The organism is Streptomyces sp. NPDC096046 (genome assembly GCF_040303285.1).
Classification (GTDB): Bacteria; Actinomycetota; Actinomycetes; order Streptomycetales; family Streptomycetaceae; genus Streptomyces.
This window is the reverse complement of the sequence record NZ_JBEOSZ010000022.1, coordinates 103,558-117,301: the sequence shown is the minus strand read 5'-3', so window position 1 is coordinate 117,301 and position 13,744 is coordinate 103,558. Positions and strand designations below refer to the sequence as shown.

The following is a 13,744-nucleotide window of genomic DNA, read 5'->3' as shown; positions in this document are numbered from 1 at the left end:
GTCCTTGTCCCTGTTGCTTCCCCTCCGTGGCTCGATGTGGAGGTTCAGTGAAGCGGTCCTGATAATCGCAGGCAGGTACGAATCGTGCATCGCTTTTGGCGTCAGAGGCATCGGGTGTTGTGCACTCGTTATGCCTGCGGTGCGCCTGTGTCCCAGTCGTCCCTTCCGTCCCTTGTGTTCTATCGGCGCGCAGACATGCTCATATGCTTCAGAATTCCCCTAAAATTGGGCATTCTTCACATGTGGTGACCTTGGACGTACGGCCTCAGCTGCTCGACGCACTCTCCGCCCTGCGCGACCGTGTCGCCGCCGCACGCTTCCCGCTGCCCCTGGCGGGGGCCCCACGCGCGCGTGCCAACCGCGACGAACTCCTCGCGCAGCTCGACGACTACTTGGTGCCCCGCCTGCGGGAGCCCGAAGCGCCGCTTCTGGCCGTCGTGGGCGGGTCGACCGGAGCCGGGAAGTCGACGCTCGTGAACTCCCTCGTAGGACGGCGGGTCAGCGAGGCGGGCGTGCTGCGGCCGACGACACGCACCCCCGTACTGGTCTGCCATCCGGAGGACCATCACTGGTTCAGCGGGATGAGGGTGCTGCCCGACCTGACCCGCGTGTGGGTCCCCCAGTCGGACTCCACGGACGACCTGCTGCTCCCCGGCGAGAACCCCGCGCGCGTGCTGCGCGTCGAGACCGCCGAGAGCCTGCCGCCCGGCCTCGCCCTCCTCGACGCACCCGACATCGACTCCCTGGTCGCCGACAACCGCGTCCTGGCGGCCGAACTCATCTGCGCCGCCGACATCTGGGTCATGGTCACCACCGCCGCCCGCTACGCCGACGCCGTCCCCTGGCACATGCTGCGCACCGCCAAGGAATACGACGTCACCCTCGTGACGGTCCTCGACCGCGTGCCCCACCAGGTCGTCCACGAGGTGTCACGGCAGTACGGGGCCCTGCTCACCAAGGCCGGACTCGGCGAGGTGCCGCGCTTCACCGTGCCCGAACTGCCCGAGTCCGCCTGGGGCGGCGGGCTCCTGCCGGCCTCCGCCGTCGCCCAGTTGCGCACCTGGCTGGTCCACCAGACCCAGGATCCCGCGTCCCGGCAGCACGTCCTCGCCCGCACGGCGTACGGCGTCCTCGACTCCCTCAAGTCCCGGATGCCCGAGCTCGCCGGTGCCGCCGCCGCGCAGCACGCCGCCGCCCTGCGGCTCACCGCCGCCGTGGAAGGGGCGTACGGCAGCGAGCACGCGCGCGTGCGGGGCCGGTTGCACAGCGGCGCGGTCCTCGCCGGGGACGCGCTCAAGCGCTGGCGCGCCTTCCCCCTGGACTGCACCGCGGCCGAACTCCTCGACGCGCTCGGCGAGAGCCTCAGCGCGCTGCTGCTGTGCGCCGTGACCGCCGCCGACGAGCGCGTGGACGACGCCTGGCGCCGCGAACCGGCCTCCGCCGCGCCGGAACTCGCCGCACGCGACACCGGCGCGGACAGCGCCGATCACCGCATCGGCCTCGCTGTACGCCGCTGGCGCCGCGAACTGGAGGAGCACGCCGAGGACGAGGTGCGCGAACTCGACCGCAACCTCGCACCCGACCCCGAACTGGTGGCCGCCCTGGTCGCCACCTCCCTGCTGGGCGGCCGCCGGGGCCGGACGGCCGGGGAAGGGCTCGCCGAGCGGATCGGCGCCCACGGGGCGCTGCGGCTGCGCGACCGCGCCGGGCGGCTGCTCACCGAGCACGTGGACCGGGTCCTGTACGCCGAACGCGAGCGCCGGCTCGCCCCGCTCGACGGGCTCGACGTCCACGCCGAGCCCCAGGCCGAACTCATCGCCGCGCTGTCCGTACTGCAGAAGGAGAGGTGACCGGTGACCGCCGTCACTGACCACGACCCCACGGACCACGCCGATCAGCCGGACGACGAGGCAGGCAGGACGAGGTCCGCCAAGAGCCCCTCCCGGGGCGCCTCGGGCGGCGAGCGCGCGGCGCGTACCGACGCGGCGGAGGCCTGGGACGACGGGCTCATCGCGCGCCGGGTCAACGAGACAGCCGAAGGAGACCGGTTCCCCATGACGGACCACCGCTCCGCCGTCCCTCCGACGGTGACCCCGCTGGTGTACGAGGGGCCCCTGCGCTCCCGGCTGGAGGCCCTGCGGGAACTCGTCGGGCTCTCCCGCACCCGCCTCGACAGCCGGACCCTCTCGGAGGCCGGCCGCGTGCTCGACGAGGCGTCGGCGCGCGGCAGGCTCTCCGGGCAGCACACCGTCGTCGCCATCGCGGGCGCCACCGGCAGCGGCAAGTCGCAGCTGTTCAACACGCTCGCCGGGGTCACCATCTCGGAGACCGGCGTACGCCGTCCCACCACCGCCGCCCCCCTCGCGTGCAGTTGGAGCGACGGGGCCGCCGGCCTCATCGAACGGCTCGGGATCCCGCCCCGGCTGCGCCGCCGACCGCTGCCGACCGGGGACGGCGAGTCGCCGCTGCGCGGACTCGTCCTGATCGACCTGCCCGACCACGACTCCGCGGCCGTACAGCACCGCGAGCACGTGGACCGCATCCTGGCGCTCGTCGACGCGGTCATCTGGGTCGTCGACCCGGAGAAGTACGCCGACGCCGTCCTCCACGAGCGCTATCTGCGGCCGATGGCGGCGCACGCGGAGGTCATGTTCGTGGTTCTCAACCAGGTCGACCGGCTGCCCGGCGAAGCCGCCGAGCAGGTCCTCGACGATCTGCGGCGGCTCCTCGACGAGGACGGTATCGCCCTCGGCGAATACGGCGAACCGGGCACGACCGTGCTGGCGCTGTCCGCCCTCACCGGGGACGGCGTCGGAGAGCTGCGGGAGGCGCTCGGCCAGTTCGTGTCCGAGCGGGGAGCGCCCGCCCGGCGTATCTCGGCCGACGTCGACATGGCGGCGGCGCGACTGTGGCCCGTCTACGCCACCCAGCGGCGGACCGGGCTCAGCGAACAGGCCAGGGAGGAGTTCTCCGACCGGCTCGCGGACGCGGTGGGCGCCACGGCGGCGGGCGAGGCGGCCGAACGCGCCTGGCTGCGCAACGCCAACCGCGCCTGCGGCACCCCCTGGCTGCGGCTGTGGCGCTGGTACCAGGACCGCGGCGAGCCCACCACGGGCCGGCTCCCGTCGCGCACGCAGGCCGACGAGGAGGCCACCGCCCGTCAGCGGGTCGAGCAGGCGGTGCGGACCGTCACCGACCGGGCCTCGGCAGGGCTTCCCGCGCCCTGGGCGCAGGCGGTGCGCGAGGCGGCCGTCCGCGGCTCGCAGGGGCTGCCCGAGGCGCTGGACGAACTGACCGTGCGGGCGGGCGTGCCGACGGGGCGGCCACCGCGGCCGGGGTGGTGGCCGGTGGCCGTACTGACCCAGGCGTCCATGACGATCCTGCAGTTCCTGGGCGGGCTGTGGCTGCTGGGGCAGATCGTCGGGGTCATGTCGCCGAACCTGGGGGTGCCGGTGCTGCTGATGGTGATCGGCATCGTCGGCGGCCCGCTCATCGAGTGGAGCTGCCGGCTGGCGGCCCGTGGCCCGGCCCGGCGCTACGGCCTGGAGGCCGAACGCCGGTTGCGGGAGGCGGCGGCCGGTTGCGGGAGGGCCCGGGTCCTGGACCCGGTGGCGGCGGAGCTGCTGCGGTACCGGGAGGTTCGCGAGCAGTACGGGAGGGTGGTGGACGCGGGGCGGTGAGGCCGTGACGGTGAGGGGGTGGGGGAATGGTGAGGCGCCGGGTGGGCGGTGACTCCGGGTCGGGGCGGCAGTGACGGGCCGCGCGGGTGCCGTCGTCCCGGCTTGGGGGCCATCCGGTGTCATCCCTGTGGGTGGCGGCGTTGTCCACAGGGCGGGGGTGGTCCACAGCGCTCAGCGGGTTCGGCCCGGCGGCGGCAGTCTGGCAGACACAGCCGTACGGGACGGGCCCGTACGCGTGTCGGCCCGGTGCGGGTGCCGTGGTCCGGGCGAGGGAGGGGTTCGCATGAACGAGACGATGGTGTGCGCGGTCGGCAGGGTGGCGACGCAGCCGGTGTACCGGGAGATGGCGTCCGGCCCGTCGGCGAGGTTCCGGCTGGCGGTGACCGCGCGCTACTGGGACCGCGAGAAGAACACCTGGACGGACGGGCACACCAACTTCTTCACGGTGTGGGCCAACCGGCAACTGGCCACCAACACGGCCGCGTCGCTGACGGTCGGAGAGCCCGTGATCGTGCAGGGCAGGCTGAAGGTGCGCACCGACGTGCGCGAGGGGCAGAACTGGACGTCGGCGGACATCGACGCGGTGGCGATCGGCCACGATCTGGCCTGGGGCACCTCGGCCTTCAGGCGTGTCGCCAAGAGCGAGACCGGGCCCTCGGCGACGCAGCCGGAGCCCAACTGGGAGACACCAGCGCCGGATTCCGTGGACCCGGCGGGCAAACAGTCTCAACACGAGGCGGGAGCAGTCGTATTGGCGTGACAGTCCGTCGTCGACGGCGACTGCCTGAACTGCGGCTTATCGACGAGACTGCACCGAACAGTAAGGGGTGGATTTGTCGATAAGCCCTGCCCACCTGCGGACTTGGCGATAACGATTCCGAGTCGGATCACTCGTCCGACCGTCTGATCGGCGGGCGGTGCCCCCCGCGTCCCTAGGATGCCGGACATGGCTCTCGGGGCTCTTGCGTCCGGTGAGGCTTCTGATTCTGCAGGTGGGACCGTCCCCCCACGTAACGGGTCCTGCTCGAAAGGGAATTTGGTGCTTGCTTCGTTCTCTGAGCTGTTCCTGCGAAGGCGAGGGGCTGCTCGCCTCGCCACCGCGACGGTGGTGTCCGGGCTCGTCGCCGCCGGCGGGCTGGCCGGTGCCGGCCGGGCGGCCGCCGACGAGACGACGCAGAGTCAGGGCGGAGCGGCCGCGACGATAGGCGGTCTCAAGACGTACGGCGCGGCCGTCATACACGCCGGCACCGGCGACCAGGAGATCCCGGCGGGCCTGTTCGAGATGTCCGTCGACGGCGGCGGCATGCTCCAGACGTACTGCGTCGACCTCCACAACCCGACCCAGCGGGACGCCAAATACCACGAGACGCCGTGGAGCGGCACGTCCCTGGGCGTCAACAAGGACGCCGGCAAGATCCGTTGGATCCTGCAGAACTCCTACCCGCAGGTGAACGACCTCGCGGCGCTGGCGCGAAAGGCGGGCGTGCGCGGTGCGATGACGGAGCAGGACGCCGCGGCCGGTACGCAGGTGGCGATCTGGCGCTACTCGGACGACGTGGCCGTCGACGCCCTCGACCCGCAGGCCGAACAGCTCGCGGACTACCTGGAGAAGAGCGCCCGCAGTCTGCCCGAGCCCCGCGCCTCGCTCACCGTCGAGCCGTCCGCGGTCTCCGGTCGGCCGGGCGAGCGGCTCGGTCCGGTGACGGTGCGCACCAACGCCGGCAGCGCGACGGTCACCCCGCCCGCGGACGCCGCGACCAGCGGGATACGGATCGTCGACAAGCAGGGCAAGGCCGTCACCACGACGTCCGACGGCGGGCAGGTGTTCTTCGAGGTGCCCGAGGACGCGGCGGCGGGCACGGCGGAACTGACCGTGCAGGCGTCGACCACCGTGCCGGTCGGCCGTGCCTTCACCTCCGAGAGCCGCAGCCAGACGCAGATCCTGGCCGGCTCCAGCGAGTCGACGGTGTCCGCGACGGCCGGGGCCACCTGGGCGAAGCAGGGGCCGGCCCCGGCGCTGACGGCGGCGAAGGACTGCGCCGGGGGCGGGGTCGACATCATCGCGTCCAACAAGGGCGACGAGCCGTTCACGTTCGAGCTGGCCGGTCTGGAACACACCGTCGCCGCGGGCGAGTCCCGCACGGTGACGGTCCCCCTCCAGGAGGACCAGGCCTACGACTTCACCATCCACGGCCCCGGCGGCTTCGAGAAGCGCTTCACCGGCACGCTGGACTGCCGGACCCGCGGCAGCGACACCGGCACCAGCACCAGCACCCAGACCCTCAGTGAACCGAGCCCGATGACCGTGGGCGGCACGGCCTCCGACACCAACCTCGCCGAAACGGGAAGCTCCGGCATCACCCCCCTGATCGCGGGCGTCGCGATCGGTCTGGTCCTGATCGGTGGAACCACCCTGATCGTGCTGCGTCGCAGGGAGGCGGCGGGGGAGTGACGACGGCGAACGGCCGGTCGACGGACAGCTCGGTCAGCTGACGGCGGCGGCTGCATCTCGGTGATCAGCCGAAGAAGAGCACGACCTCCTCGTCCAGGCGGACCGTGACGACGGCGAGGAGGCGGTGGGTCTCATCGATACGCCGCCGCGGAACATGACACTGCCGTCGCGAGGAGGGTGGTGCTCGGTGCAGGCCACGGGGGTCTGCCTCGGTTCCGGCGTCCGGCCACTGCACCACGGGCAGAAGGGGCGGGCCGATGCGCGGGGCGACGACCTCGTTCGCCTCTTCCCTCCAGGTCGTGACGACCTACCCCGGCGGCCTGCGCAAGATGCCGTCAAGTGATCATCCCTGGGCCGTGCGAGGGTGCCCGAGGCCGACCAACGGCGACCGACAGTGACAAACGAGTCTCGGCCGTCAACCACGAACCCCCAGGTCACAGCCCCCCGCTCATACGCGTTTCCACCCAGGGGTGGCGGTACGGCAAGATGGGGTGTATCTGCCCACTGCCAGTTTCAAGCTGCCGGACGGTTTCTCTTGGCTGAGTTCATTTACACCATGCGCAAGGCGCGCAAAGCGCACGGCGACAAGGTGATCCTCGACGACGTGACGACCAGCTTCCTGCCGGGGGCGAAGATCGGCGTCGTCGGCCCGAACGGCGCCGGCAAGTCGACGATCCTCAAGATCATGGCCGGCCTCGAGCAGCCGTCCAACGGTGATGCCTTCCTCACTCCCGGTTACACCGTCGGCATCCTGCAGCAGGAGCCGCCGCTGACCGAGGACAAGACCGTCCTGGAGAACGTCCAGGAGGGCGTCGCCGGGATCAAGGGCAAGCTCGACCGGTTCAACGAGATCGCCGAGCAGATGGCGACCGACTACACCGACGAGCTCATGGACGAGATGGGCAAGCTCCAGGAGGACCTGGACCACGCCAACGCGTGGGACCTGGACGCCCAGCTGGAGCAGGCCATGGACGCGCTGGGCTGCCCGCCCGGCGACTGGCCCGTCACCAACCTGTCCGGAGGTGAGCGCCGCCGCGTCGCGCTGTGCAAGCTGCTGCTGGAGCAGCCCGACCTGCTGCTGCTCGACGAGCCCACCAACCACCTCGACGCCGAGTCGGTGAACTGGCTGGAGCAGCACCTGGCCAAGTACCCGGGCACCGTCGTCGCGGTCACCCACGACCGGTACTTCCTCGACAACGTCGCCCAGTGGATCTGCGAGGTCGACCGCGGTCGCCTCTACCCCTACGAGGGCAACTACTCCAAGTACCTGGAGACCAAGGCCGCCCGCCTCAAGGTCGAGGGCCAGAAGGACGCCAAGCGGCAGAAGCGGCTCAAGGAAGAGCTGGAGTGGGTGCGGTCCAACGCCAAGGGGCGTCAGGCCAAGTCCAAGGCGCGTCTGGCCCGCTACGAGGAGATGGCCGCCGAGGCCGACAAGATGCGGAAACTGGACTTCGAGGAGATCCAGATCCCGCCGGGCCCGCGCCTGGGCAGCATCGTCGTCGAGGTCAGCAACCTCAGCAAGGGCTTCGGCGACAAGCTGCTCATCGACGACCTCAGCTTCACGCTGCCGCGGAACGGGATCGTCGGCATCATCGGGCCGAACGGTGCCGGCAAGACGACCCTGTTCAAGATGATCCAGGGCATCGAGGAGCCGGACTCCGGCTCCATCAAGGTCGGCGACACCGTCAAGATCTCCTACGTCGACCAGAGCCGCGAGAACATCGACGCGAAGAAGTCGCTGTGGGCGGTCGTCTCCGACGAGCTGGACTACATCAACGTGGGCCAGGTCGAGATGCCGTCGCGTGCCTACGTCTCGGCCTTCGGGTTCAAGGGACCGGACCAGCAGAAGCCGGCCGGCGTGCTCTCCGGCGGTGAGCGCAACCGGCTGAACCTCGCGCTCACCCTCAAGCAGGGCGGCAACCTGCTGCTCCTCGACGAGCCGACGAACGACCTCGACGTCGAGACCCTCAGCAGCCTGGAGAACGCGCTGCTGGAGTTCCCGGGTGCGGCCGTGGTCGTCTCCCACGACCGTTGGTTCCTGGACCGGGTCGCCACGCACATCCTCGCCTACGAGGGCGAGTCCAAGTGGTTCTGGTTCGAGGGCAACTTCGAGTCGTACGAGAAGAACAAGATCGAGCGGCTCGGCCCGGACGCCGCTCGTCCGCACCGCGCCACCTACAAGAAGCTGACCCGGGGCTGATCGATCTTGCGGCACATCTACCGCTGCCCGCTGCGCTGGGCGGACATGGACGCGTACGGCCACGTCAACAACGTGGTGTTCCTCCGCTACCTGGAGGAAGCCCGTATCGACTTCCTGTTCCGCCCGGAGAAGGACTTCAAGCAGGGGTCCGTGGTGGCACGCCATGAGATCGACTACAAGCGGCAGCTCGTCCACCGGCACCACCCGGTGGACATCGAGCTGTGGGTCACCGAGATCCGGGCCGCGTCGTTCACCCTCACCTACGAGGTGAAGGACGGCGACCAGGTCTATGTACGGGCCTCGACGGTGATCGTGCCGTTCGACTTCCAGGCGCAGCGCCCGCGCCGGATCACCGCGCAGGAACGGGAGTTCCTGCGCGAGTACATGGAGGACGCCGAGGAGGAGGCCGTCGCCGCATGACGGTGCTCCACCTCGCCGACGAGGGGGAGGCGGCGGATCTCGCGGCCTTCCTCTCCCGCCTGCTCCACTACGACCGTGGAGCCGCGGTGCGGCTCCAGGCGGCCGGCACCGCGCTGGCCGTCTTCGGGCGGCCCCCCTCCTTCGAGGTGCTGGCCGTGCGGGCGGTACGGCTGGGGAAGCCGTACGAGGAGGGGCTGGAGGTCACGCTGGACGTGACCGTCTCGGCCGGTGAGTTGCTGGAGACGGTGGACGAGAGCGCCGGCACCGTCGTCGTGCCGGGGGCCGTGACCGGGCCGCCGTGGGCCGGTGTGCTGCCGCCCCGCGGGGGCTGGCGGGCCGAGCCGGGGCTGCCCGCTCCGGACGCCCTGGGGGCCCTGGTGGCCGCCGTCGTCGCCGAGTTCCGTGCGCGGACGGGGGAGTTGCCCGCCGAGCGGCGGACCCGGGACGAGCTGGACCGGATCGGGCGGGACATCTGGTCCCGTACGGTCGGGGACACCCGGCTCCCCGTCCGGGCCGTGCACGCGGCGCAGTCCCTCGGGTTCCTGCGGCCCGGAGAGCCGCCGGCTCTGTTCTCCTCGGGCGCGTGGCTGAGGCTGCGCACACCGTACGGGTCCGTCGCCGTACGGCGTGCCGGGCTCGGGGCGCTGGACGTCAGCGTCCGCTGACCGGCCCCCGGGCGGGCGTCAGCCCGCGGTGTTGACCATCGAGGCCGCCGCGTACGTCAGGTAGTTCCACAGCGTGTGCTCGTGCTCCTCGGACAGACCCAGCTCCTCGACGGCGACGCGCATGTGCTTCAGCCACGCGTCGTGCGCCGCCCGGTCGACCGCGAAGGGCGCGTGCCGCATCCGCAGCCGGGGGTGGCCGCGGTTCTCGCTGTACGTCGTGGGGCCGCCCCAGTACTGGATGAGGAACAGCACGAGGCGCTCCTCGGCCGGGCCCAGGTCCTCCTCGGGGTACATGGGCCGCAGCAGCGGGTCCTCGGCGACTCCCTCGTAGAAGCGGTGGACGAGCCGACGGAAGGTCTCCTCCCCGCCGACCTGCTCGTAGAAGGTCTGCTCCTGAAGCGTGCCGCGCCGAATCTCATTCACGCGATCCATGGTCTCAGACGCCCCGGCATAGGACTCAAGACCTAGGTCCTTGCCCCTACTGTGGAGACATGGGCGGCTACGGACCCGGCAGCGAACTCGACGGTCTCGCCGCCGTCGCGCGGGCGGCACTGGTGCGGCGGATCGAGGCGAGCGGGGTCTGGGCCGCCGATCCGGGCTGGCGGGCCGCCTTCGCGGCGGTCCCGCGGCACCTCTTCGTGCCGTACTACTACGTCGGTGTCGCCGGCGGCTACGAACGTCGCTGGGGCGAGAGCGCCGACCGGGGGGCGCGGGAGCGGTGGCTGCGGGGCGCCTACGAGGACACCCCGCTGGCCACCCGGCTGCGCGAAGGCGAGCTGCTGTCCTCCAGCAGCCAGCCGTCCCTGATGGCGGACATGCTGGCCGCGCTGGACGTCGCGGACGGCCACACGGTCCTGGAGATCGGCGCGGGCACCGGCTACAACGCGGCGCTGCTGGCTCACCGGCTGGGCGACGACAAGGTCACCACCGTCGATCTCGACCCGGAGATCACCGAGTCGGCCCGCAGGCACCTGGCCGCGGCCGGGTACCACCCGGTCGTCGTCACCGGCGACGGCGCCCGGGGTGTGCCGGAGCGCGCGCCGTTCGACCGGATCATCGCCACCTGCGCCCTGAGCACCGTCCCGTGCGCCTGGGTGGCCCAGAGCCGCCCGGGAGGCCGGATCCTGATGCCGCTGGCCACCGGCCTGATCGTGCTGACGGTGACCGGCGCCGGCGATGCCGAGGGACGATTCCTGCACACCCCCGCCTACTTCGTGCCGCTGCGCGGGACCGGCCGGCCCGGGGGCGAGTCGGCCCAGCTGGGCGGGGTGCCGCGCCGGGCCCGGGAGGACGACCTGTTCCGCTTCCTGCTGGCCCTGACCCGCGGCAGCCTCGATCCACAGGAGGCGCACGCGCTGTGGGAGCAGGAGGGCCGGCCGCAGCGCGAGCGCTACGGCATCACGGTCCGGGGCGAGCGGGAGTGGGCCTGGCTGGACGACCCGGAGGGGCCGTACGCCTGGCCCCTCCCGTCGTGACGGGGCTCAGCCGCGGCGGATCGTGATCGTCGTCCAGGCGCCCACGTGCACCCGGTCGCCGTCCTGGAGCGGTACCGGGACGAACGGCTGGATCGGTTCCTCCGAGCCGTTGACCGTCGTGCCGTTCGTGGAGTTCTGGTCGACGACCGCCCAGCTGCCGTCCGGCTGCTGGACCAGCACCGCGTGCTGGTGCGAGACGCCCGGGTCCTCCGGCGGCACCGACAGGTCGATGTCGGGGGTGTCGCCGGTGGAGTGCCGCCGGCGGCCGATCGTGAGCTGGTTGCCGGTGAGCCGGCGCTGCTGCTCCGGCGAGTACGCGGGCAGGTTCAGGCCCGCGGCCTCGGGGCCGGAGCGCTGCATCATCGCCATGAAGTAGTCGCGGTCCGGGCCGATCGTCGCCGTCCACGTCGCGGGTCCCCGCGGCGGCTGGGGCTGCTGCGGGAAGCCGCCTGGGCCGGGAGGCGCCTGGGTCGCGCCGGGCTGCGGGTAGCCGTAGCCGCCCTGGTCGGGACCGCCGGGGCCGGGAGGGGCCTGGGTCGCGCCGGGCTGCGGGTAGCCGTAGCCGCCCTGACCGGGGCCGCCGGGACCGGACGACGGCGGGGAGATCACCCAGTCGTCCTCACCGCCGCCGAAGGACGGACCGCCCTGCTGCGGAGGCCGCTGCGTCTCCTGCGGGAATCCGGGCGGGGCCGGCGGACCGGACTGATGGTAGGCCTGCGGAGCGCCACCGGGACCGCCGGGGCCACCCGGACCGCCGGGGCCACCGGGCCCGGGCGGGACCGGCCGGGAGGGGTCGGCACCGAATCCGGGCGGGCCGGGAGGGCCGCCGTGACGGCCGGGCCCACCGTGACCGCCCGGTCCACCGGGCCCACCGGGGCCGCCAGGGCCTCCGTGGCCGCCAGGACCGCCGGGGCCCGGGTAGCCGCCGGGGCCGCCCTGGTCGGGGCGACCGGACGGGTCGCCGAAGGGCGGGATCGGCTCGGCCGGACGGTTCATCTGCGAGGGGCGGGAGCCCTGGTACTCGTAGGAGTCACCGCCGCCGTACGACGGCCCGGGCGGGCCCTGCCGGCCCGGCGGGTGGAAGGGCCCACCCGGACCGGGCGGCGGGGCCGCGGGTGTGTACGACGTCGCCGTGTTCGTCAGGAAGTTCCACCGGCACTCCTCGCAGAACGGGGCGCCGCCCTCACGCGGCGTACGGCACTGCGGGCAGAGCTCCGGCTCGGCGTTCGGTACGGCGGACAGGTGCGGCGGGCGTCCGCCGGGCCGGCCACCGGGGCCCTGGGGGCCGCCCGGGCCGGCGGGGGGCGGGAAGCCGTAACCGCCGGGCGGCGGCGGGGGAGGAGGCGGAGGCACGGCACCCGCCATGCGGTGACCGCAGACCTCGCACCAGTCGTCGGAACCCGACTGGTGTCCGTTCGGGCAGGTCGGCATGTCGGCGCGTCCCTCCTTCGATCTCTTCAGGTCACTTCTTCACGCGGACGGTCTTGGTGGAACGGGTCTCGAGCGTCATCTCGTCGGCCTCCGCGACCTTCGCCTTCAGTCGCACAGTACCGGTCGCGGCATCGACCACGTCCACCACCTTCGCAAGCAGTTTCGCAGTATCGGCGTTCCCGGAGGCACTCGCGAGCTGAACGGCCCGGCCCAGTTTGGCTGTTGCTCCATCCATATCGCCCGACTTGCGAAGATCCAGCCCCTGTTGGATGACTTGCGCCAGTTCGGCCTGTCCGGTGTAGTGGGCGACCTGAGGGTTGATCGACGTCGAGGCGACCACGTCCTCCGTCCACACCGCCCGCACCAGGCCCTGCGCACCGAGCTTCTGGGCGCTGCCGTCGGGCTGCGGAATGACCAGCGAGATCCGGGCCGCCAGCATCTCCTGCCCGATGTTCGCGGCCGGGACCTCCACGCAGACGTGGTAATCGCGGGACTCGTCGCCCCAGGAACCGAGGGGGTAGTCGCCGGCGCGCGGGCCCGCCTCGGTGCGCCGGCCGGTCAGTTCCTCGACCGTCGGCGCGACCTGCTTGACGAACCTCACGGTCGTGCCGACGGGGGTCCACAGCCGCAGGGAGACGTCCGCGACCTCCTTGCCCATCGCCGTTTCCATCATCCGCGTGAAGTCGGCGGCGAGCGCGGCCGGATCGGCGACGATGTCGGCGGTGCCGAGCAGGGCGGAGGCGATCGCTGTGACTTCTTTCACTTCCCAGTCCGTGCCCACACCGCGTGCGTCACATGTGAACCGCCCGGCGCACGCGTCGAGCGCGGCCTTCAGATCCTCGGGCGACTCGTGCTCGTTGCGGCCGTCGGTGAGCAGGATGCCGTGCCGGATCGCGACGTCCGCGGAGGACAGCAGGCGGTCGGCCAGTCTCAGCCAGGTGCCGATGGCGGTGCCGCCGCCGGCGCTGAGCGAGCGCAGCGCCTTCTTGGCCTGCTCGCGGGTGGTGGCGTCGGCGACCGCGACGCGCCCGCCGCCCGGGTAGACCTCCTTGGCCACGTGGGTCCCGCCGATCACCGCGAAGTGCACACCGTCGCGCAGGGTGTCGATCGCGGCGGCCGTGGCGTCGCGGGCGTTGCGCATCTTGGTCGGCGGGTAGTCCATCGACCCGGAGCAGTCGACCATGACCGCCACGGCGGCGGACGGGCCCTGGCCGGGCGAGTAGAGGTGGGGCGCGGCGACCGCGCTGCCGATCGTGCCGCCGCCGGTCGCCGTCACCGTGACGATGGCGTTGACCTCGCCGGCGCCCTCCGGCAGGTACTCGTTCTGGTACACGTCCACCGAGAACTGAGGCACGTTCGACTTCGAGAAATTGGCCATGCTGCTTCGATCCCCCTTCAAAGCCCCCGCCGCGGCGGGGTGA

Annotated in this window: 11 protein-coding genes; 8 read left to right on the top strand and 3 right to left on the bottom strand. The window is 72.2% G+C overall.

Features of this window, described 5'->3' with window-relative positions:
* Positions 1–242 precede the first annotated feature (242 nt).
* The 7 genes from ABTX62_RS20605 to ABTX62_RS20575 all read left to right on the top strand — a co-directional run bounded on the left by ABTX62_RS20605 (position 243) and on the right by ABTX62_RS20575 (position 9,417).
* Positions 243–1,850: a dynamin family protein gene (locus ABTX62_RS20605; protein ID WP_352117507.1), complete on the top strand. Its 1,608-nt coding sequence runs from the start codon at positions 243–245 to the stop codon at positions 1,848–1,850.
* A 3-nt stretch (positions 1,851–1,853) separates the two neighbouring features.
* Positions 1,854–3,680, top strand: coding sequence for a GTP-binding protein (locus tag ABTX62_RS20600; RefSeq protein WP_352117506.1), 1,827 nt, complete (start codon positions 1,854–1,856; stop codon positions 3,678–3,680).
* A 283-nt stretch (positions 3,681–3,963) separates the two neighbouring features.
* On the top strand, positions 3,964–4,440 hold the full coding sequence (locus ABTX62_RS20595; RefSeq protein ID WP_352117505.1) for a single-stranded DNA-binding protein: 477 nt from the start codon (positions 3,964–3,966) through the stop codon (positions 4,438–4,440).
* 279 nt (positions 4,441–4,719) lie between these two features.
* Complete coding sequence (locus ABTX62_RS20590; RefSeq protein WP_352117504.1) at positions 4,720–6,132, top strand: Cys-Gln thioester bond-forming surface protein; 1,413 nt, start codon at positions 4,720–4,722, stop codon at positions 6,130–6,132.
* A gap of 535 nt (positions 6,133–6,667) precedes the next feature.
* Positions 6,668–8,332: an energy-dependent translational throttle protein EttA gene (gene ettA / locus ABTX62_RS20585; RefSeq protein ID WP_352117503.1), complete on the top strand. Its 1,665-nt coding sequence runs from the start codon at positions 6,668–6,670 to the stop codon at positions 8,330–8,332.
* Positions 8,333–8,338: 6 nt separating this feature from the next.
* On the top strand, positions 8,339–8,752 hold the full coding sequence (locus ABTX62_RS20580; protein WP_352117502.1) for an acyl-CoA thioesterase: 414 nt from the start codon (positions 8,339–8,341) through the stop codon (positions 8,750–8,752).
* On the top strand, positions 8,749–9,417 hold the full coding sequence (locus ABTX62_RS20575; protein WP_352117501.1) for a DUF8010 domain-containing protein: 669 nt from the start codon (positions 8,749–8,751) through the stop codon (positions 9,415–9,417). The genes ABTX62_RS20580 and ABTX62_RS20575 overlap by 4 nt, the downstream gene beginning before the upstream one ends.
* An 18-nt stretch (positions 9,418–9,435) precedes the next feature.
* Here the strand turns inward: ABTX62_RS20575 and ABTX62_RS20570 are convergent, their stop codons facing one another.
* Positions 9,436–9,849 carry a globin gene (locus tag ABTX62_RS20570; protein ID WP_053671759.1) on the bottom strand — a complete coding sequence of 138 codons (414 nt, stop codon included), beginning with the start codon at positions 9,847–9,849 and terminating at the stop codon, positions 9,436–9,438.
* 59 nt (positions 9,850–9,908) lie between these two features.
* Here ABTX62_RS20570 and ABTX62_RS20565 point away from each other — a divergent pair, with 59 nt between their 5' ends.
* Positions 9,909–10,892, top strand: a complete 984-nt coding sequence (locus tag ABTX62_RS20565) for a methyltransferase domain-containing protein (protein WP_352117500.1) — start codon at positions 9,909–9,911, stop codon at positions 10,890–10,892.
* Between the two features lie 6 nt (positions 10,893–10,898).
* On the opposite strand, the gene ABTX62_RS20560 is transcribed toward ABTX62_RS20565, so the two are convergent.
* Together ABTX62_RS20560 and ABTX62_RS20555 are read right to left on the bottom strand one after the other, a co-directional pair.
* Positions 10,899–12,323: an FHA domain-containing protein gene (locus ABTX62_RS20560; protein WP_352117499.1), complete on the bottom strand. Its 1,425-nt coding sequence runs from the start codon at positions 12,321–12,323 to the stop codon at positions 10,899–10,901.
* A gap of 31 nt (positions 12,324–12,354) precedes the next feature.
* Positions 12,355–13,701 carry a vWA domain-containing protein gene (locus ABTX62_RS20555; protein ID WP_352117498.1) on the bottom strand — a complete coding sequence of 449 codons (1,347 nt, stop codon included), beginning with the start codon at positions 13,699–13,701 and terminating at the stop codon, positions 12,355–12,357.
* Between the last annotated feature and the right edge of the window lie 43 nt (positions 13,702–13,744).

Coding starts and splice junctions, on each gene's coding strand:
- ABTX62_RS20595 (WP_352117505.1), top strand. CDS start 3,964: ATGAACGAGACGATGGTGTGCGCGGTCGGCAGGGTGGCGACGCAGCCG.
- ABTX62_RS20575 (WP_352117501.1), top strand. CDS start 8,749: ATGACGGTGCTCCACCTCGCCGACGAGGGGGAGGCGGCGGATCTCGCG.
- ABTX62_RS20570 (WP_053671759.1), bottom strand. CDS start 9,849: ATGGATCGCGTGAATGAGATTCGGCGCGGCACGCTTCAGGAGCAGACC.
- ABTX62_RS20565 (WP_352117500.1), top strand. CDS start 9,909: ATGGGCGGCTACGGACCCGGCAGCGAACTCGACGGTCTCGCCGCCGTC.
- ABTX62_RS20560 (WP_352117499.1), bottom strand. CDS start 12,323: ATGCCGACCTGCCCGAACGGACACCAGTCGGGTTCCGACGACTGGTGC.
- ABTX62_RS20555 (WP_352117498.1), bottom strand. CDS start 13,701: ATGGCCAATTTCTCGAAGTCGAACGTGCCTCAGTTCTCGGTGGACGTG.